Raw genomic sequence first — 17,898 nt, forward strand, 5'->3', positions numbered from 1 at the left:
CGCTCTATGGACGTGACCTGACCGTGCGCAACGGCCTGAAGGAGTCGGACCGCATCAACTTGCGCCTGCTGAAGGCGTTCTGAGGCCCCTGAGCCACAATGAAACCCGGCGTTTTCGAATCGCCGGGATCTCCGCTGTCGTGCGTCAGGAGTAGCTGTAGAACCCTTGCTTGGTCTTCCGGCCGAGGCGGCCGGCGGCGACCATCTCCTTCAGCAGCAGCGCTGGGCGGTACTTGGGATCGTTAAACTCGTCGTAAAGCACGCCCATGATCGACAACAAGGTGTCGAGGCCGATCATGTCGGCCAGTGCTAGCGGACCGATCGGATGGTTGCATCCCAGGCGCATGCCGACATCAATGCCTTCGGCAGACGCCAGGCCTTCCTGCAGGACGAAGATGGCCTCGTTGATCATCGGGCACAGGATGCGATTGACCACGAAACCGGGGCTGTTGCGGACCGTGATCGGCGCCTTGCCCACCTTCTGGGCAAACGCCATCGTGGCAGCATGGGTCGCGTCCGACGTCTGCACGCCGCGGATGACCTCCAGCAGCGACATCAGCGGCACGGGATTGAAAAAGTGGATGCCAATGAAGCACTCCGGCGCGTCGAGCACAGCGCCCAGCTGGGTGATCGAGATCGACGAGGTGTTCGTCGCAATGATCGCGTCCTTGCCGACGCAGTTGGCGACTTGCCGCAGGATCTTCAGCTTGAGTCCCAGGTTCTCCGTCGCAGCCTCGATCACCATATCGGCGGACTGCAGCGCGCCATAGTCCAGACCGGTACTGATCTTCGCCAGCGCGGCATCGCGGGCGCTGGCCGTCAGCTTCTCTTTCGCCACCATGCGGTCGAGATTGCGGATGATGGTGTCCATGCCGCGCTTCAACGCGGCGTCGTCGACGTCCAACATCGTCACGTTGAGGCCGGCCACCGCGCAGACCTGCGCGATTCCGTTGCCCATGGTGCCGGCGCCGATGACGCCGATGGAGCCTGGAGGGTTTGCCATGCGAAGGAGCCTGTATGGATAGAGGAGAACGTTCGGCGTGCGCGGGCGCACTCAGCGACTTCGGTTCCACTGCTCGTCGACGCCGCCCGCTACCCGGTTCACCAGGCGCGCCAGCACGAACAGCAGATCGGAGAGGCGGTTGAGGAACTGAAGGACAGTCGCATTGACGGGATGCTGTTCGGCCAGCGCGACGACGGAGCGCTCGGCGCGACGACATACCGTGCGCGCCACATGTGCCTGCGCAGCGGCCAGAGAGCCACCGGGCAGGATGAACTCCTCCAGGCGCGGCAGCCTCGCATTGGCTTGACGCAGCCACTCGTCCAGGGCCACGACCCGCTCCGCCTTCAGCAGCGTGTAGCCAGGGATGCTGAGTTCACCGCCCAGGTCGAACAGATCCTGCTGGACGGTGCGCAGCAAGGTCGAGGTCTTCAGGTCCTCGTCGACATTCACGCCGAGGGACAGCAGCATTCCCACGGCGGAGTTGAGTTCGTCGACGTCGCCCATGGCCATCACGCGAGGCGCTGTCTTGCTAAGTCGGCTGCCGTCGCCCAGGCCCGTGGTGCCGTTGTCGCCCGTGCGGGTGACGATGCTCGTGAGTCGCTTGCCCATGCTTTCTCGCTTCCGTGCCGGTCCGTTCCTGCAGTCAGCCTAGTACGCTGGCATGCAACGCTCGCGCATAACTTTCGTAAACGATCGCGATGTTCGAGATCGCCGTCCGCTTGGCCTCGTTCATCTCGCCGATAGGCCGTGCAGGATCGCCGCCCCAAACCCGTCCGCCCGTCAGGTGCTGGCCGGGTTCGGTGACGCTGCCGCCAGCGACGAAGGTGTCGTCATCGATGCGCGTGCCGGGTGCGATGCTACTGCCGATGCCGACGAGGCAGCGGGAACCGACGCTGCAGTCCACCAGCTGGACGTTGTGTCCGACCGTGGTTTGATCGCCCAACGACATCCCCAGGGATCCGGCCCGAAGCACCGAGTTGTCCTGCACGTTGCAGAGTCTGCCGATCGAAATCGGCCCCTCGCGACCATCCAGACGGCAGCCAAACCACACGCTGGCGCCCTCGGCCAAGTGAACGCTGCCCGAGAGATCGCAGGTGCCGGCGACGAATGAATCGGGCGCAGCTCCGGTCGGAATCGGTTGGCACGTCCAGCGGACGTCGCATGCCTCATTGCGCGCTCGCTGCAGTTCGGCTCGGCTCTGCACTTCATGCAGGCCAAGCGCCCGTAACAGCTTGGCGGGCCGACCCGCGTACAACATGCCAGGCTCCAGCGTGCTTCGCGGATAGACGATGCTCCCAGCCTCGACGACGGCACCGTCACCGACCTTCGCACCGTCAAGGATCACGGATCCCCGCTCGACGACGACATCGTTACCCACGGTGCAGGCATGCACGACCGCATCAGCGCCGATGGACACCCTAGCGCCAACCAAGGTTGGATAGACCTCGTGGGCGATATGGATTGTCGCGCCTCGGCCCATGTGCAAGTCGTCACCGATCCGCACGAAGTGTCCGTCGGCACGGATGACCGCGCCAGCGCCCAGCCATGCGTTGCGACCCAGCGAGACGCGGCCTACGACGGCGTGACCAGGGAGCGCCGCCGCGGGCTGAGAGGCGAACGCGGGGAGCGTACCCTGGTACGCAATCAGGTTGAGCCCAAGAGTCATTTCACGATACCGATTCGCGTGGTTCCTGCGCGCCACTGACGCTCGGCGTCATCCCAGGCAGCTATTGCCTGCAGATCCGGCACCCATGCGAGCCCGGACCTCGCATCCGACGACATGGGCTCGCCACTCACCAGCACGTCCAACAGCGCGGGCTGTCCTGACTTGATCGCCGCCATCGCCCGTTCAATCGCGAGCGGCAGTTGCTCCGCACTCTCCACGCGCTCGCCATGCGCGCCGAACGCGCGTGCCATCGCGGCATGGTCGGCGTGCTGCAGCCGCGTGCCAACCACCTTGCCATGCGTGGTCGTCTGGTCGTGCACCTCGATCTGCCAAGCTCCATTGTTCGCCACCACCACGAGCACCGGTACGCCGTGGCGCACGGCAGTATCGATCTCCATGGCGTTGAAACCGAAGGCGCCATCGCCGGTCAGCACGGCGACCGTGCGTTGAGGGCAGGCCAGCGCGGCGCCGATGCCGAAGGACGTTCCCACGCCGATGCAGCCCAATGGCCCTGGGTCGAGATAGGTGCCGCAGCGAATGCCCACCCGCGCGAAGGCCAGGAAGTCACCGCCGTCGGCAACCACCACGGCGTCGTCACCGATCGCGCGCTGCACTCCGGCGAGCAGGCGGTTCGGGTGCATCCGGCCGTCCGACCCATCGCCGGCTGTGGCCATGTCCTTAGCGAGCTTCGCCGATCGTTCCGCATGTCCGGTGCAAAGGCGATCCCGCCAAGCTCGGTCCACCGATGACGCGCGTCCTCGTCCGGCTGCAGTCAGCGCGCGCAGCGCCAGGCGTGGCGAAGCCAGGAGCTCCACCGCTCCGCGTCGGTTGTCCTGTAGTTCCGCGACGTTGTCGGCGATCCGCAACCAGCGCGCCGCACTAAACACGGCGGGAGAGCCGTAGGCCAGTTGGAAGTCGAGCTTGCGGCCGAGGGTGATCACGAGGTCGGCTTCGCCCATGGCCGTGGCGCGCATGGCGTTCACCAGTCCAGGGTGGTCGTCGGCCAGGACGCCCTTGCATTCCCCGGTATCGAGAAACACCGCGCCACTGGCCGCGAGGAACTCCTCGAGTTCGGCTTTCGCCGCGCGCGCCCCTCGGCCACCGATCACGAGCGGCCGCCGTGCGTGCAAGATCAGGTCCGCCGCCTCTGACACAAGGGTTGGATCGGCATGAATCTCGCCGCGCGCAATTGGGCGCGCATGTTCGTCCCCCTGCTCGGCCGGCGAAATATCGACGCGGAGCGTGTCCGTGGGAAAGTCTAGGAACACGGGACCAGGCTCGCCGCCTGAGTCACCGAGGGCCATAGCCCACGCCTGGTTCATGGCGCGTGGCACCTGCGTTGCCTCGTGCACGGTGAGGGCAAAGCGCGTGATGCCCTTGACCATGCCAACGTGGTCGAGATCCTGCAGGGCGCCGCGGCTGAGTTGCGGCCTGGGGGGAACGCCCGAAAGGATCATCACTGGAGCACGCGAGACATGCGCGTTGGCAATACCTGTCATGGCGTTGGTGACGCCTGGTCCGGCCGTCACGAGCGCCACCCCGGGCTTGCCACTGAGTTCGCCATAGGCGTGCGCCATGTAGACCGCAGCGCGCTCGTCGCGCACATCGATGATCCGGATGCCTTCCGCATCCAGCCGCATCCAGATCGGCATGATGTGGCCGCCGCACAGGCCGAAGACGCGATCAACCTCAAGCGCCTTGAGCTTGCGTGCGATCACGGCAGCGGCGCTGTTCACACCAACGGTGGCCGGGCTCATCGCCGCTCCTTTCGAGGTCGAAGTATCAGTCGCTCCGACTTGCCGATCCAGCCTGGACACCGGCGGCCCTGACGATCGCCTCGGCGTCGGCACGTCGATTCACAGTTCGGGCGAGCGCATGCAGAAGATCGGACAGCCGGTTGACATACGGCAGGCGCAACGAATCCGCGCAAGACTCGCGATCCGCCTCCTCGAGACCGACGAGTTCGCGCTCTAGCGTGCGACATGTCGCTCGTGCCTTGAAGCACAGCGCCGCGGCCATCGTTCCGCGCGGCAGGACGATGCCGGCCGCCGGAGGCAAGTCCGCAAGCCACCTGGTCAGCTCCTTGTCGACACGCTGCAGCGCCGCAAGCGTCAAGACGATGCTGCCCGGCGACGAGAGCTCGGAGGACAGCGCCACCAGTTCGTCCTGCGTTTCCGACAGCACCACGCGGAGATCGGAGCCGCACTCCGAAGCGATTGCCATGCCGATCAGGCTGTTCAATTCATCTACGACGCCGATAGCCTGCATGTACGGGCTGTTCTTCTCGACCCGTGTACCGCCGGCCAATGACGTCGTACCGTCGTCGCCACGACGGGGGTCGTGTGATATGCCATCGCTGTTCATGCCACCACTCCTTGCGCCGTGCTCAGCGTCTCAGCCGATCCAGCCTGCGTGACGGAGGACCCGACGCAGCGACTCGCCTGGCAAACGGCCGGCCACCTGACAGCAGTAATCCTCGTAGGGGGCGCACCGCGCCGCGTCAATTCTGTGCAGTGCCAAGTATCGATGCAGCGCCAGCTTGTCGTGTCCCTGTCGCACGCTGTCGGCCAGCAGCCGCTCGGCCGCAGCCGGGTTCGCCACGCGGCGCACCGCCGACTTCAGTTGGCGCACCTCGGCACGAGACAGCATGCTGGATCCCGACATGGCCGGCCGACGCTCAGAAGACCGGCGTCTCGCGGTAGGTACCCCAGATCCCCTTCAGCTTCTCGACGATGTCCCCCATCGTTGCGCCGGCCTTCACCAGTTCGATGGTCAGCGGCATCAGGTTCTGGGACTCGTCCTTGGCGACAGCCACCAGTTGGTCGAGCATCGCTTGCACCTTGGCCTCGTCGCGCTCGGCGCGAACGCGGCGCGTGCGGGAAATCTGGCGTTCGGCCGTCGTGTTGTCGTACGGGTGGATCTCGATCTTGACGTCCTCTTCGTTCTCGACGAAGCGGTTCACCCCGATCACCGGCTTCTGGCCGGACTGCTTGCGCAGCGCGGTCTCGTAAGCGAAGTCCGCAATCTGCTTCTGGAACCAGCCCTGCTCGATCAGCTTGATGGTGCCACCGCGCTTCTCGACTTCCTCGAGGATCTCGAAGATCTTCTTCTCGTACTCGGTGGTCAGCGCCTCGACGTAGTAGCTGCCACCCAGCGGGTCGATCACGTCGGCGACACCACTCTCCTCGGCAATGATCTGCTGCGTGCGCAGCGCCATCTTCATCGCATCCTCGGTCGGGATCGCGAAGGCTTCGTCGTAGCCGTTGGTGTGCAGCGACTGCGCGCCGCCGAGCACGGCCGACAGCGCCTGCAGCGACGTACGCACGACGTTGACCATGTACTGCGGCTTGGTCAAAGTCGCCGCCGCGGTCTGACAGTGAAAGCGCAGCCGCATCGACTCGGGGTTCTTCGCGCCGAAGCGCTCCTTCATGATCTTCGCGTAGCAGCGACGTAGGGCGCGGAACTTCGCTACCTCCTCGAAGAAGTCACCTTGCGACACGAAGAAGAAGGCGAGGCGCGGCGCGAACTCGTCGACGTGCATGCCGGTCTCCGTCACCTCGTTCACGTAGGTGATCAGGTTGGCCAGCGTGAAGGCCGCCTCCTGCAGCGGCGACGAGCCGGCCTCGCTGATGTGGTAGCCCGAGATGTTGATCGGGTTGTAGCGCTTCAGGTTCTTCGCGCTGTAGGTGATGATGTCGCGCACGATGCGCACCGACGGCGCGATCGGGTAGATGTACTCCTTCTGCGCCATGTACTCCTTCAGGATGTCGGCCTGCACCGTGCCCGACAGCTTGTTCAGGTCGTAGCCGCGCTTCTCGCCGAGCGCCACGTACATCGCGAGCAGGATCCAGGCGCTCGGGTTGATCGTGAACGAGACCGAGATCTTCTCGAGGTCGATGTCGGCCAGCAGCGCCTCCATGTCGGCCAGCGTGTCGATCGCCACGCCCTCGCGGCCGACCTCGCCGTCGCTCATCGGGTGGTCGGAGTCGTAGCCCATCAGCGTGGGCATGTCGAAGTCGGTGGAGATGCCGGTCTGGCCCTGCGCGATCAGATACTTGAAGCGCTTGTTGGTGTCCTCGCCGGTGCCGAAGCCGGCGATCTGGCGCATCGTCCAGGTGCGGCTGCGGTACATCGTCGGGTAGGGCCCGCGCGTGAACGGGTAGCGCCCCGGAAGACCGATGTCCTCCAGCGGCGTGTCGGCGATGTCGGCAGCGGTGTAGGTGCGCTGGACCGGGAAGTCCCCGATCGTGTGGAACTGCTCCTTGCGCTCGGGCGCCTTCTTCAAGAAGGCGCCGACTTCGTTCGCTTCCCAGTCCTTGCGCTCCGATTGGAGTTGGGACTTTATCTGCGGCTCAAGCCAGGTCATTCGAGTACTCCTTGCGGATCGTTCGGGCGATGAGTTCGCGTGCTGCGGCGTAGGGATCCGACGCACGGTTGCTGAGGCTGTCTGCGAGCGCAGGCGAGAAGGGCTGCGCTCCGGTGGTGAATCGCTCCAGGAGCAGCGTCTCGGCGGTCTTCTGAAGGCGGAATTCGGCTACGCGACGGCGCCGTTCGCGGCCGAGTTCGGTGTCGGCCGTCGCCTGGCGGTGGGCGGCGATGCGACCGAGCAGGTCGTCGACGCCTTCGCCTGTGTACGAACTGACACCCACGACCGGGATCGCCCATGCGCGCTTGGGCCCGACCATGGTGCCGAGCGTCAGCATCTGCTTGAGATCGGTGAGCGTGCGATTCGCGTCGTCGCGGTCGCACTTGCTGACAACATGGATGTCGGCGATTTCCAGGACGCCGGCTTTGATGGCCTGGATCTCGTCTCCAAGGCCTGGCGCCGATACGACGACTGTCGTGTCCGATGCGTGCGCCACCTCCACCTCGTCCTGACCGACTCCGACAGTCTCCAGGATGATGGTGTGATAGCCGGCGACATCCAGCAGGTCCACGGCGTCGAGGGCGGCACGCGCCATGCCCCCCGTCGCGCCGCGCGTGGCCATGCTGCGGATGAATACGCCGGAATCGTTGGCGAGTTCGGTCATTCGGATACGGTCGCCGAGGATCGCACCGCCCGAGTACGGGCTCGACGGATCGATTGCGACGATGCCGACCTTTTCACCACGCTTGCGCAGGGCGGCCGTGAGCTTCGCCACGAGAGTCGACTTGCCACTCCCCGGCACCCCGGTGAGACCGATCACATGCGCCGAGCCGGCGTGCCGATAGACCTCGGCCAATGCTGGCCGCGCCTCGGCCACACCGGCCTCGGCGCGCGAGATCAGGCGGCCAAGCGCCCAGGTATTGCCGGCTCGGAGTTGCTCGAGCAAGGCGGATGAGGGAACGTAAGTCATTCCGGTCCCTGCCTGCTCAGGCGCTCGATTGCAGTTGCTGGTTCAGCGCCCGGAACACTTCGCGGTCGTCGATCACGCGCCGCGCCTTGAAGTCGGTGCGCGCGATCGAGTTCGGCGCGACCAGTTCCACCTTGGCACGGACGCCGAGCACGGTCTGAACCCGGTGCGATGCTTCTGTGCGGAACGTCTCCAGTGCAGCAGCCCCCGCCGCGTGAACGCTCTCGCTGGGTTCGACGCGCAGCAAGAGCTCGTCCATCGCCGACTCGCGCGTGATGACGATCCGGTGCTCACCGCCGTAGCCCGACATCTGGTTCAGTGCTGCGTCGATCTCGCTCGGGTAAATGTTCTCGCCGCGGATGGTGAACATGTCGTCGATGCGGCCAAAGATTCCTTGCGGCAGCCGGGGATAGGTGCGGCCGCAGGGATTCTCGTCGTTCGTCCACAGCGTGAGGTCGCCCGAGAGCAGCCGGATCATCGGCTGGCTGGTGCGCTCCAAGTGGGTGTACACCGGCGTGCCGCGCTGGCCGTAGGGCACGCGCCGCATATTGGCCGGGTCACAGACCTCGGTGTAGATGATGTCCTGCCAGCACAGCATGCCGTCGTTGCTCTGTTCGGTGCCGGCGACGTTCATGAAAGGGGACATCTCGGCCATCGAACCGCAGTCGTAGACCTTGGCGCCATAGGCTTCCTCGATTCGGTCCTTGACGCCAGGCACCGAAGCGCCCGGCTCACCGCTGAAGAACAGGCACTTCAGACCGAAGTCGCGCGGACTCAGCTTCTCCTCGCGCGCTACCTCAGCGAGATGGATCGCGTAGCTTGGCGTGCCGTAGAAGGCGGCCGGCTTCATGGTGTCGAGCCATTGCACCAGGCGGGCACTCATGCCGGGCGCGCCGGCGCCGAAGGGAAAAGCCTTGGCGCGCAACCGCTCTGCGCCAGCCAGCGCACCCCAGCTACCCATATAGAGGCTGAAGACGGCTGCGACGCAGACCAGGTCGCCCGGGCGGATGCCCATGCCCCACATGATCCGCGCATGCGCGTTGGCGATGGCGCGCCAGTCGGCCCGACCGATGCCGAAAGCGGTCGGGCGCCCGGTGGTGCCGCTCGTTCCGTGGACGTGGAAGATCTCGGAATCCGGCACGCACACGTAGTCGCCGAACGGCGGGTGCGCGGCCTGCGATTCACGCAGGTCTGTCTTCTTCACCACCGGTACGCGAGCCTCGAAGTCCTCCAATGACTTCAGCTGACGGGGGTGGAAGCCGGCCTCCTCCCATTTGCGGCGATAGAACGGTGCGTGCTCCCAGGCGTACTGACATACCTGCTGCAGGCGACCGAGGATGGCCTTGTCACGCTCCGGCGCCGGCATCGTCTCGCGTCGCGGAAACCAGTACCGGCTGTCGGCCGGCGGCAAGTAATTTTCATCGTACTCGACGGGAAACTTCCACTCTTCCATCGCATGCCTCCTGCGCTGACTTCAGCGGGCGCCGCGCGCGGCGACCAAGGCGCGGATCGAGTCGATGATGGCCTGCGGCGGCGTGTCCTGCAGGAGCACCTCGCGCACGCCCAGTTTGCGGATGGCCGCGGCGTCCTCGTCCGGCATCACGCCACCGGCGATCACGATCAAGTCGCCGGCGCCTCTCTCTTCCAGGAGCTTGAAGATCTTGGGGAAGACCGTGAGCTGCACGCCGGACAGGAGGCTCACACCCAGCACGTCCACGTCTTCCTGGATGGCGGTGTTGACCACTTCTTCGGGCGTGCGATGAAGGCCGGAGTAGATGACGTCCATGCCGGCGTCGCGCAGCGCGCGAGCGACCACCTTGACGCCTCTGTCATGGCCGTCGAGGCCGACTTTGGCGAGAAGAACGCGGATCGGGATTTGGTCCATGGCGAGCTATTGTTTCCGGTGAAGAAGGTTGCAAGTCGCTGAGAATGCATCTATCGTATGCGACATGCGACATGCGACATGCGGTATTTACCCTAGGCCGCAGCGATAATGCAGACACCATGAGCATCGAATCCCTTCAGCGAACCAAGCCGCTCGTCGAACAGGTCTACGAGAAGATCCTGGACGCGATCTGCGAGGGGGTTCTGGCGCCAGGAGACCCGGTGCGGCAGGATGAACTCGCGGAGAAGCTGCAGGTGTCTCGCCAGCCGGTGTTGACTGCGCTGAGTCAGCTCAAAGTGCAAGGCTTCTTGGTAGACCGCGGAAGGCGTGGGCTTCAAGTGGCGCCCGTCGACCGCGCCCGCTTTGACGCGATCTTCGAACTGCGCTCGGCCCTGGAGCCGCTGGCGGCCTCGCTGGCTGCAGTACGCGCGACGAAGGGGCAGGTCGCTGCGGGCGAGGCTATCGTTCAGCTCGGCCGGAAGGTTGCAGCCGCAGGCGACGCGCACGCCGCACTACTGGCGGACGTGGACTTTCACGAGTGGATCTACCAGGCCAGCGGGAATCCGCTCGTGGTTCAGTCAATGCAGGCCCACTGGCAGCACCTGCGGCGGTCCATGGGTGAAGTGTTGCAGCACCCTGAGTTGGCACGCGATGTGTGGAATGAACATGCCGCGGTGCTGGAAGCCATCGCTCGAGGTGACGCCGATGGCGCGGCGCGTGCCATCATTGCCCATGTCACCGCGGCACACGACCGCGTCGGGTGCATGGAGCGGCAAGTCGCGCATAGTTGAACGCGGTGCGGCCGACGGGCTGGCTTCGGGCTGGTGTCGCCATCTTTGTGGCCATCTCGCGGCCCTGCGAAGTCGCCAGCAACGCAACGCCGCGTTCGCCGCGCGTGGTCAGCCGGCCCGCTCGCCTGCTACGCCGGTCGACCGGGTCGCGAAGTCGTGCATCAGCAGCGCTAGATCGACCGACATCCGTTCGCGGTGGCGGCGAAGGTCGACGCCCGTCAACTCCTCGAACTGGGCGAGACGGTAGCGGACGGTCTTCTCGTGGACGAAAAGCTGCAGCGCCGTCAGCTTCAGCGAACAATCGTTGTCCAGATAGGATCGGATGGTCTTCGCCAGGACGCCATGGTGTGCGGAGTCGTACTTGAGCATCGGGCCCAGCATGCGGTCGATGTACTTGCGAAGGTCGTGCCCCTCGGCAATACCGCCACCGTTCAATAACAGCGTCAGCACGCCCAGATGCTCGTGAATCACCACCGGGCTCTGCGCCGTGCCGAGCTTCCCAACGGCCAGCGCGGCACACTTGGCCTCCTGGTTGGCGTTCGACAGCTGCGACGGCGAATCGAATGGAGCGCTGACGCCCCAGAACGTTCTGACCTTATCCCTCGCCAGGATCTCCTCGTTCAGCGACTTGAGCTGCCGCGTCACCTGCGCGGCGTCCAACGCTGGGATGATCCCCACGATCAGATCGCCGCGGGAGGACGTCAGTTTCAGTCCCGCAGCGCTCAGCGCTCGCTCGCTCGCTTCTCGCACGGCGCGCCGCTTGCGCTGCACCGTGTCCATGTTCCAACCCTCGCCGCGCGCCGTCTCTGCCAAGCCCTCGATGGTGCAATGGACGACGCGGTGCGGACCCCGCAGGTCGATGTGGAACTCCGCCAAGCGCTCGAGCGCGGATTGCCTGACCGGCGGCGTGCCCTCCAGCAAGTCCCACATCAACGCGCCGAGCGCGGATGCCCGGGCGACACTTGCAGCACGCTGCTCAAGGCAATACAGCGCGCTAGCGACCGCTCCTTGACGGCTTGCGGCTTCTTGCATCTCGGCCGGCTCGCTGTTCGAGTGCATGCATACCCAGCCGACCCGGTCTCCGCCGGCAACGATCGGACGCAGCGAGAGCCAGCCGTCGCGCTCCCGGGACGTCACGCTCGTGTTGTTCGCGTACCCGGGGAACTGCCGCACGGCCTTCTCCACCCGCTCGAGCCAGTCGCCGGGCGAGACCGGCACGGGATAGGCAGCCATCACCCCGAGATCGGTCCCCAGGATCGCGACCTCCGCGGCGGCATGGCGGGCGACGATCCGCGCAATCGCGGTGACGCCGCCGCCGTCCAGCAGGGCGCCGATGACGTCGTCCTGGAGTTGTGCCGACACACGCACGACCTCGTGCTGCTGGCGCAGACTCTCGTTGGTCTGTGTGAGCTGCTGCACTGCGGCCTTCTGGCTTTCGTACAGCCGGGCATTCTGGACCGCGATCGCCGTCAGATTGGCGAGCGCGGCGACGCGCTTCTCGTCCTGATCAGTGAACGGCAGGTCGCGTCGGCGCCAAACCTCGAGAACACCGATCACGCCCTCTCGCGCAAGCAGCGGTGCGCCTACCGCGCAGCGGATTTGCTCGTCGCGAGCGAGCCAGAAGTAGTCGCGGCTGACCTGATCGCTGGCGAGGTAGTCGTCGACCTTGCACGGACGCCCGGTCTCCAAAACGCGCCCTGCAAGCCCTTGTCCGCGCTTCATCCTGAGCCGATCGATGTCCAGTGTGTCGTTGCCGACACAACTGCGCATCACGAGCTCGTCGTCGTCTCGAAGAAACACCCCGCCGATGTCCGCGCCAAGGAGCCGGACTGTCTCTCGCGCGATCGAGAACAACACCTCGTCCAGTTCGGATGCGGACAGAATGCGCCTGGCGACCTGCTGCAGGCTATCGATCTCGTCCATCGCGTCCCTCGTGACGCGATACTGGTTCGCTGCGGTGAGCGCGAGTTCGAAGCCGATCGCAAGACAGCGCAGCACCTGGGCGCGGTCTGCGTCGACGAACTGGCAATCCGCCAGGACGCCCATCCCCGGCTTCACCGGCACGAAGGTGCCGATACCCGGCAGCACGGAGATGTCGCCCGACGTTGCGACCGACGTCGGAAGAACAGCAATGAGTTCGCCCGGCCCGAACGCATTCTCACTGGCGCAGCGCCAACCTGCGCCCACGCGTTCGATCACGGCCACGCCGCATCCGCCAAGCACGGCGGCGAAGCACGCTGCCGCAACCTCCTTTACTCGTTGATCGCCACCGAGCGCGGCGTCGGCCACCGCCCGCAGGGCGCCGCCGATCTGCAGTGCCGGCGCGGGGCTGGGAGCAGGGTGCGGCCAGGGGGCCGGCAAAGCGTCGCCAACCGTAGCCGAAGGCGGCACGACGGCCAAGTGTCTGCTGCGCTTTGCCCTGTGCATCGACTCTTTCATCCTTCAGCGCACGGAGGGCCGCACGACGATGTCTTCGACCTCTTCGTGCGGGCGGGGACTCGCATGCGCGGCGCGCAGCCCTCCCCCCAAACCGCGCGGCCCCACGTCAACAAGCGGTCTCCTTGCGAAGCACAGTGTACGACCATGCAGCGCCCCCGCCTCGCCCGCTGGACGGAAGCCCAGCGGCGGCCCTGCGGCATCGGCGCGGCGGCGCCATTGCGCAGCATCGGCGGCGCGCACGTTCACGTCGTATCGCGCTTGCGCCCGAGAACCGTGAGGATATCCTCGTGGAATTCGAACCAGACGTTGTGCACCGAGTCCACGGTAGGGTTGCAGACGAAGTCGCGTTCGCCCAAATCGACTTTTTCCATGCTGATTTCCAGACGGCTGACGTAGCCCGCATAGCGGGGGAGCGCTGGCATCAGCAGCGCGATGTCTTTGGCCAGCCGTTCAGCCGCTTGCAGCAGTCGGCGCTCGGCGTTCGAGTCCCCGTCGCTCTCCTGCCATTGCGTTACCGCGGCGATGAAGCGAGTGTTCAGCGCCTCGAAGCCGTGGTACCAGGCGGTCATCGCCGGATCCTTGCGCTGTTCAACGTAGGCCTCGGCGTAGTGCTTCAACACCTCGGCGGCGCCGTCGTCGAGCACCATCACGCCGTCGGCGCCCATGTCCATCACCCAACCCCGCGTCGTCGCGTCCTCGAGGCAGCGTGCGACGTCGTCTGCCTCGGCGCCTGTCATTTCGACGATCTGCGGTGCAGTGACCATCTTCTTGAGATAGACCGCATTGAGGACGAGGAATTCAGTTTCGGTAAGCATGTTCGTCACATGGCGGCATCGCGCCGGCTCTGTCGCCCCTTCGAGCGTTGGGGGTCCGGCGGCGGTCCGACCTGAACCGGACGCCGGCCGGCTTCGGCAATTACCCAAGCGTCGACCCGGGCGATTGCTCCGCAGGCGCTTACTGCGCCCCCGCCTTCACTTCCATCTTCGCATAGACGCGGCCCAGCTTGCCGTCGCACTCCATCAACAGCGGAGTGCCGTCGGGAATGGACTCCGCCCCCTCGAGCGTCAGCGTCATGATGATCGGCACGCGGAAGTTGCGCCCCACGATGCCGAGGTGAGATTCGGGCGTTCCGGCGTAGGTGATGATGCCGGCGGGCTTCTTGTACAGCAGCGGCGCGACGAAGGTCGTCGTGCCGCCGGGCGTGACCACCATCGTCTCTTTGATCTTCTGCGGGTCCTTCATCAACGCGATCATCTGTTTCGGATCTGTCACGTTCAGCGCCACGCCCTTGTGGCGGCCGATCGGAACCACGTTGTAGCCCTGTCCGATGTAGCGGTAGCCGTCGATCTCGGTCTCGTTAGCCATTTGAGTGTCTCCTGTGGTGAGTCAGATCTTCATCTTGTCCAGGCCGCTTTCCTCGGGCGAGAGGAAGAGCCACGGAATCGCGGGTTCCTGAGGCGGGTAGAGGAAGACAACTTCCTTCAGGCGCAGCGGGAAGTCGGTCTTGCGCAGAGTCGTCCATTCCCAGTCTTCGTCCCACTTGATCTTCGCCGGCTCCTTGCGCAACTCGTCGATGTCGAGCGCGGCCAGTTCCTCGGCCGTGTACCAGGGCGGGAACTTGCCCTTGTACGCATCCACGTAAGCCAGGAACTCGTCGCCCTTGGACTCGATGCAGACGATCACGCATTGGGCGTAGAAGCCTGCGTTGCAGCGGATGAAGTACTTCGACTCGTTGTTCAGCCAAGTCTCGAACTCGTCGGCCGTCTGGAAGTTCTTGCTCAGGGCCCACTCCTCGTGCGACCAAGCAAACCGCTTCTCGGCGTCCTTCTTCACCTTGATGTCAGCCATGTTCAGCTCCTTTCGATTTGATGAAGCGGCGCTTTCTCAGTTGCTGATCTCGTATCTGCCGAACTTTGTTCCCCGGCAGCGGAACCCCGGAAGCTGCGGCGGAGGCGCTCCCAGGCCGGCCGCGGCCTTGCGCTGGACTTCGCCGGCCTTGCCGTAGCCCTTGATCAGGTACTCCATGCTGCGCAGATCCATGTCCCAGAACCCCATCGAGGCGGCCTCGGCTTCGAGGTCGTGCGCCCGCACGTAGGGCAGCGAGGCAGCGACATAGGTCCAGTTGCCTTCGAGGATCTTGTCGAAATGCGGCTTCATCGCGAGATACGAGTACATCCGCTCGACCGCAGCCTCGATCTTCGCGATGTGCGTCTCCAGTTCGTTCAGCGGGATCCTCGTGGTCGTGCCATTCGGGAAGTCGGCGTCGCGCATATAGACTGCCGCCTCGATCAGTGCCTCTTCCTCGTAGTCGGCCGGATCGCAGAACAGGGTGCCGGTGTTGTAGATCGAGAACATCTTCAGCTTGCCGCTCTGGCGGTCGCGCATGATCTTCTTCTTGTCGTAGGTCAGGACCAACGAGTACGAGAACGGCAGGTCGCCGACGACGTAGGTCCACGGGAACGACTTCTCGTTGACGAAGCAGTCCCGGACCAGCATCAAGCGGTCGCCGAGGTCGTACGGGCCGGTGTCGCCCAGCCCGAACCGGTTGTCGTAGTGGTCGAGGAAGCCCATCAGCTGGGCCAGCGAGTTGAAGCGGCCCACGGTGGCGCGCAGTTCCGGGTCGCGCAGCGGCTCCACCTTCGTGCCCAGATCTTCGACCACGTCCTGGTCGAGTACCTGCAGCGCATAGCCCACGTCCATGACCGCAGGCTTCTTCTGCCGCATGTAGCCCTCGAAGACGGTGCGCCAGAAACTGTAGATGATGCGCAGGTTGTCGATGTAGTCGTTCGGCCCGATCAGACCGCCGTCGATCAGGAACAGCCGGCCGAACAGCGCGATCCCGCAGCCCCACTGGATGTTGCACGGCGTGATCGTCTTGATCCCGAACTCCCGATGGCCGGAGCTGCAGGTTGCGCGGATGCCCTCCATGCCGACCTTCTCGCCCAGCCACATGTACAGCCATGGGTGCTGCAAGAACGCGGTCTGGCACGACAGCATTTCGTATTCCGCGCGCGGAATCAGCGGGTTCACGCCCTCTGTGCCCCGGCGGGCCAACAGGTCGGCCACGTACCAGGAGTTGTGCTTGGCCCACTTGACGGTTTCTTCGAGGGGCATCAGTTCTAGGCACTTCATCTTCGTGTCTCCTTGAGGAAGGAACTTCGGCTTATCTGTGGTCGCGTTGGTGTGGCGTAGCCTCGCGACCACGGGCTTGACTACAAGGCCGGCGCTACGGCGAGTGGTCGCGCGGGCGGCGCGTGGCGACGAGTTCAGCGCCAGCCCACCCAGCGCGCCGCTGCGCCTTCACGCCGGCCTCAGGGTCACGCGGCGCGGCGCCTGAATCACCTGGGCGTCCGCGGCCGTGCGCCGCGGATATCCCCGCCCGGCGCGTCCTCGCGGTAGGCCGTGCTGCAGCAACGCTGCGCGACGTAGCGGTGGTACCCGAAGATGCGGCGCATCGACTTGGCCTTGCGCGGCTGCACGTCGCCCGAAAACTCGTTTGAAAGGCAGGGTGCGATGGAGGCGAGCAGTGCCGCGTCAGCGACTCGAGGAAACTGTCCTCGAAGATGGCGGAGGATGCAAGCCGAGTGTGGATGCCCGGACCGTGCTCGCTGTTCGTCTGCGCGAACAGCTTCCACGATGCGGTGCGCGTGTCCACCAGGGTGTCATCCATCTCGAAGAAGATGGCGCGCGGCATGCGAAGCATCAAAGCGGTTTGGACGCGCTCAACGTGGCCGGGGCGCTGTTGAGCGTATTTAGGACCGGCAGCTCGATGAAGTCCATCACCTCGCCCCAGCCGCGCTGCGTGCCGCAGGTCCACTCGCTGAGCGTGTTGAAGCCGATGCTGTTGGGCACGTAGACCCAAGGCATCGTGGTCACGGTGCGCCCGTTCAGTTCCCACACGCGATTGCTGCTGTCGGTCAGTCGCAAGGCGATGCTCTCGGGATAGCGCTCCTGCTTGCGCAGCGTCTGGCCAGTGCCGGACTTCAGCCCGAAGACCTTGCCGCGCTCGAGCACGTAGCCGTGCGCAAGCCATAGTTCGCGCCCGTTGTCCTGTGCCGGATCGAAACCGAGGATGGCATGGATCGCCAGGTCCTTCGAGAAGTGAGCGTGCAGCCAGCTCATCGCGGGCGCGCCGCGCTCGGGGCGCGGGCCCCAGCTGTGGTCCATCGTCGAGACGCAATCGATCGGCACCGTGCGCCCGCGCACCGTGACGCTGCCCTTGAAGGCGCCGGTCTGATCGAAGTGCCCGTTGTAAGCGGTGCCCCAGGCGAACTTGCCCTCCTGAGACGCCGACGCGCACATCGGGTCCATCGCCGGATCGTGGATGTCGAAGGCCGGCATCAGCGCTTCGTAGCGAACGTCGATGCGGGTGCCGTGGCCGTCGTCGTAGTCGATCTGCCACTGCCGGTTGGGCGCAAGGCAGCGCACGTGCAAGCCGCTGCTGAGCGCGTAGTCGCGCAGGTTGCGCGGCTGCGGGATCGGCACGGCCGAGCGCATGTCGCAGAAGTCAGCCTCCCAGTGCGTCACCGTGCGGCGCGAGTTCATGCAGACTGAAGTCGTGACCGTGCCGAGATTGGTGCGGAACAGGGCATATACCCCGACATTGAGGTGCTCCTCGGCGTTGTAGAAGCCGAAGTAGTTGGTCTCTGCCCAGGTCGGATGCGCCGGATCGGGCGGGTGAAAGTCAGCGTCGTCGTCCCGAATCATGCTTTGTCTCCTTGAGCCGGTCTGGGCCGGCGGTCTGGAAGGACTGTAGAGAGGGTGCGCGCCGTGAGCTATGGC

Annotated in this window: 17 protein-coding genes; 1 reads left to right on the forward strand and 16 read right to left on the reverse strand. The window is 65.2% G+C overall.

Going from position 1 to position 17,898, the window contains the following annotated elements; genetic code table 11:
* Positions 1 to 144: 144 nt before the first annotated feature.
* Genes AB7U92_RS01220 through AB7U92_RS01265 form a run of 10 tightly spaced genes read right to left on the reverse strand, consistent with a single transcriptional unit; the run spans position 145 to position 9,886 of the window.
* Positions 145 to 1,002: a 3-hydroxybutyryl-CoA dehydrogenase gene (locus AB7U92_RS01220; RefSeq protein ID WP_011831870.1), complete on the reverse strand. Its 858-nt coding sequence runs from the start codon at positions 1,000 to 1,002 to the stop codon at positions 145 to 147.
* A gap of 51 nt (positions 1,003 to 1,053) precedes the next feature.
* On the reverse strand, positions 1,054 to 1,611 hold the full coding sequence (locus tag AB7U92_RS01225; RefSeq protein ID WP_011831869.1) for a cob(I)yrinic acid a,c-diamide adenosyltransferase: 558 nt from the start codon (positions 1,609 to 1,611) through the stop codon (positions 1,054 to 1,056).
* Between the two features lie 34 nt (positions 1,612 to 1,645).
* Complete coding sequence (locus AB7U92_RS01230) at positions 1,646 to 2,668, reverse strand: gamma carbonic anhydrase family protein (protein WP_011831868.1); 1,023 nt, start codon at positions 2,666 to 2,668, stop codon at positions 1,646 to 1,648.
* On the reverse strand, positions 2,665 to 4,425 hold the full coding sequence (locus AB7U92_RS01235) for a thiamine pyrophosphate-binding protein (protein ID WP_011831867.1): 1,761 nt from the start codon (positions 4,423 to 4,425) through the stop codon (positions 2,665 to 2,667). Before AB7U92_RS01235 ends, AB7U92_RS01230 begins: the two co-directional genes overlap by 4 nt.
* A 25-nt stretch (positions 4,426 to 4,450) precedes the next feature.
* A complete protein-coding gene (locus AB7U92_RS01240; RefSeq protein WP_011831866.1) occupies positions 4,451 to 5,032 on the reverse strand; it encodes a cob(I)yrinic acid a,c-diamide adenosyltransferase in 582 nt (193 codons plus the stop codon).
* A gap of 30 nt (positions 5,033 to 5,062) precedes the next feature.
* Complete coding sequence (locus AB7U92_RS01245; protein WP_428573942.1) at positions 5,063 to 5,317, reverse strand: hypothetical protein; 255 nt, start codon at positions 5,315 to 5,317, stop codon at positions 5,063 to 5,065.
* A 28-nt stretch (positions 5,318 to 5,345) separates the two neighbouring features.
* Positions 5,346 to 7,034, reverse strand: coding sequence for a methylmalonyl-CoA mutase family protein (locus AB7U92_RS01250; RefSeq protein ID WP_011831864.1), 1,689 nt, complete (start codon positions 7,032 to 7,034; stop codon positions 5,346 to 5,348).
* A complete protein-coding gene (gene meaB, locus AB7U92_RS01255; protein ID WP_240668660.1) occupies positions 7,021 to 7,980 on the reverse strand; it encodes a methylmalonyl Co-A mutase-associated GTPase MeaB in 960 nt (319 codons plus the stop codon). Before meaB ends, AB7U92_RS01250 begins: the two co-directional genes overlap by 14 nt.
* Positions 7,981 to 8,020: 40 nt before the next feature.
* The gene (locus tag AB7U92_RS01260; RefSeq protein ID WP_128003306.1) at positions 8,021 to 9,454 is read right to left on the reverse strand and encodes a phenylacetate--CoA ligase family protein; all 1,434 of its coding nucleotides are present in this window, start codon (positions 9,452 to 9,454) and stop codon (positions 8,021 to 8,023) included.
* Between the two features lie 21 nt (positions 9,455 to 9,475).
* Positions 9,476 to 9,886 (reverse strand): cobalamin B12-binding domain-containing protein, encoded by a 411-nt coding sequence (locus AB7U92_RS01265; RefSeq protein WP_011831861.1) that lies wholly within the window; start codon positions 9,884 to 9,886, stop codon positions 9,476 to 9,478.
* Between the two features lie 119 nt (positions 9,887 to 10,005).
* Here AB7U92_RS01265 and AB7U92_RS01270 point away from each other — a divergent pair, with 119 nt between their 5' ends.
* Entirely contained in the window at positions 10,006 to 10,677 is a 672-nt protein-coding gene (locus tag AB7U92_RS01270) for a GntR family transcriptional regulator (RefSeq protein ID WP_240668661.1), read from the forward strand.
* A gap of 108 nt (positions 10,678 to 10,785) precedes the next feature.
* Here AB7U92_RS01270 and AB7U92_RS01275 read toward each other — a convergent pair whose 3' ends face one another.
* The 6 genes from AB7U92_RS01275 to AB7U92_RS01300 all read right to left on the reverse strand — a co-directional run bounded on the left by AB7U92_RS01275 (position 10,786) and on the right by AB7U92_RS01300 (position 17,823).
* The gene (locus AB7U92_RS01275; RefSeq protein ID WP_428573945.1) at positions 10,786 to 13,116 is read right to left on the reverse strand and encodes a helix-turn-helix domain-containing protein; all 2,331 of its coding nucleotides are present in this window, start codon (positions 13,114 to 13,116) and stop codon (positions 10,786 to 10,788) included.
* A 242-nt stretch (positions 13,117 to 13,358) separates the two neighbouring features.
* The gene (locus AB7U92_RS01280) at positions 13,359 to 13,931 is read right to left on the reverse strand and encodes a hypothetical protein (RefSeq protein ID WP_428573947.1); all 573 of its coding nucleotides are present in this window, start codon (positions 13,929 to 13,931) and stop codon (positions 13,359 to 13,361) included.
* Between the two features lie 139 nt (positions 13,932 to 14,070).
* Positions 14,071 to 14,481, reverse strand: a complete 411-nt coding sequence (locus AB7U92_RS01285; protein WP_428573949.1) for a PEP-utilizing enzyme — start codon at positions 14,479 to 14,481, stop codon at positions 14,071 to 14,073.
* Positions 14,482 to 14,502: 21 nt separating this feature from the next.
* Positions 14,503 to 14,964, reverse strand: a complete 462-nt coding sequence (locus AB7U92_RS01290) for a hypothetical protein (protein ID WP_128003310.1) — start codon at positions 14,962 to 14,964, stop codon at positions 14,503 to 14,505.
* Between the two features lie 36 nt (positions 14,965 to 15,000).
* On the reverse strand, positions 15,001 to 16,248 hold the full coding sequence (locus AB7U92_RS01295; RefSeq protein WP_428573951.1) for a hypothetical protein: 1,248 nt from the start codon (positions 16,246 to 16,248) through the stop codon (positions 15,001 to 15,003).
* Positions 16,249 to 16,818: 570 nt separating this feature from the next.
* The gene (locus tag AB7U92_RS01300) at positions 16,819 to 17,823 is read right to left on the reverse strand and encodes a DUF7064 domain-containing protein (protein ID WP_428573953.1); all 1,005 of its coding nucleotides are present in this window, start codon (positions 17,821 to 17,823) and stop codon (positions 16,819 to 16,821) included.
* Positions 17,824 to 17,898: the final 75 nt, after the last annotated feature.

This window comes from Piscinibacter sp., from assembly GCF_050175855.1.
In the GTDB taxonomy this organism is placed as follows: domain Bacteria; phylum Pseudomonadota; class Gammaproteobacteria; order Burkholderiales; family Burkholderiaceae_C; genus Piscinibacter.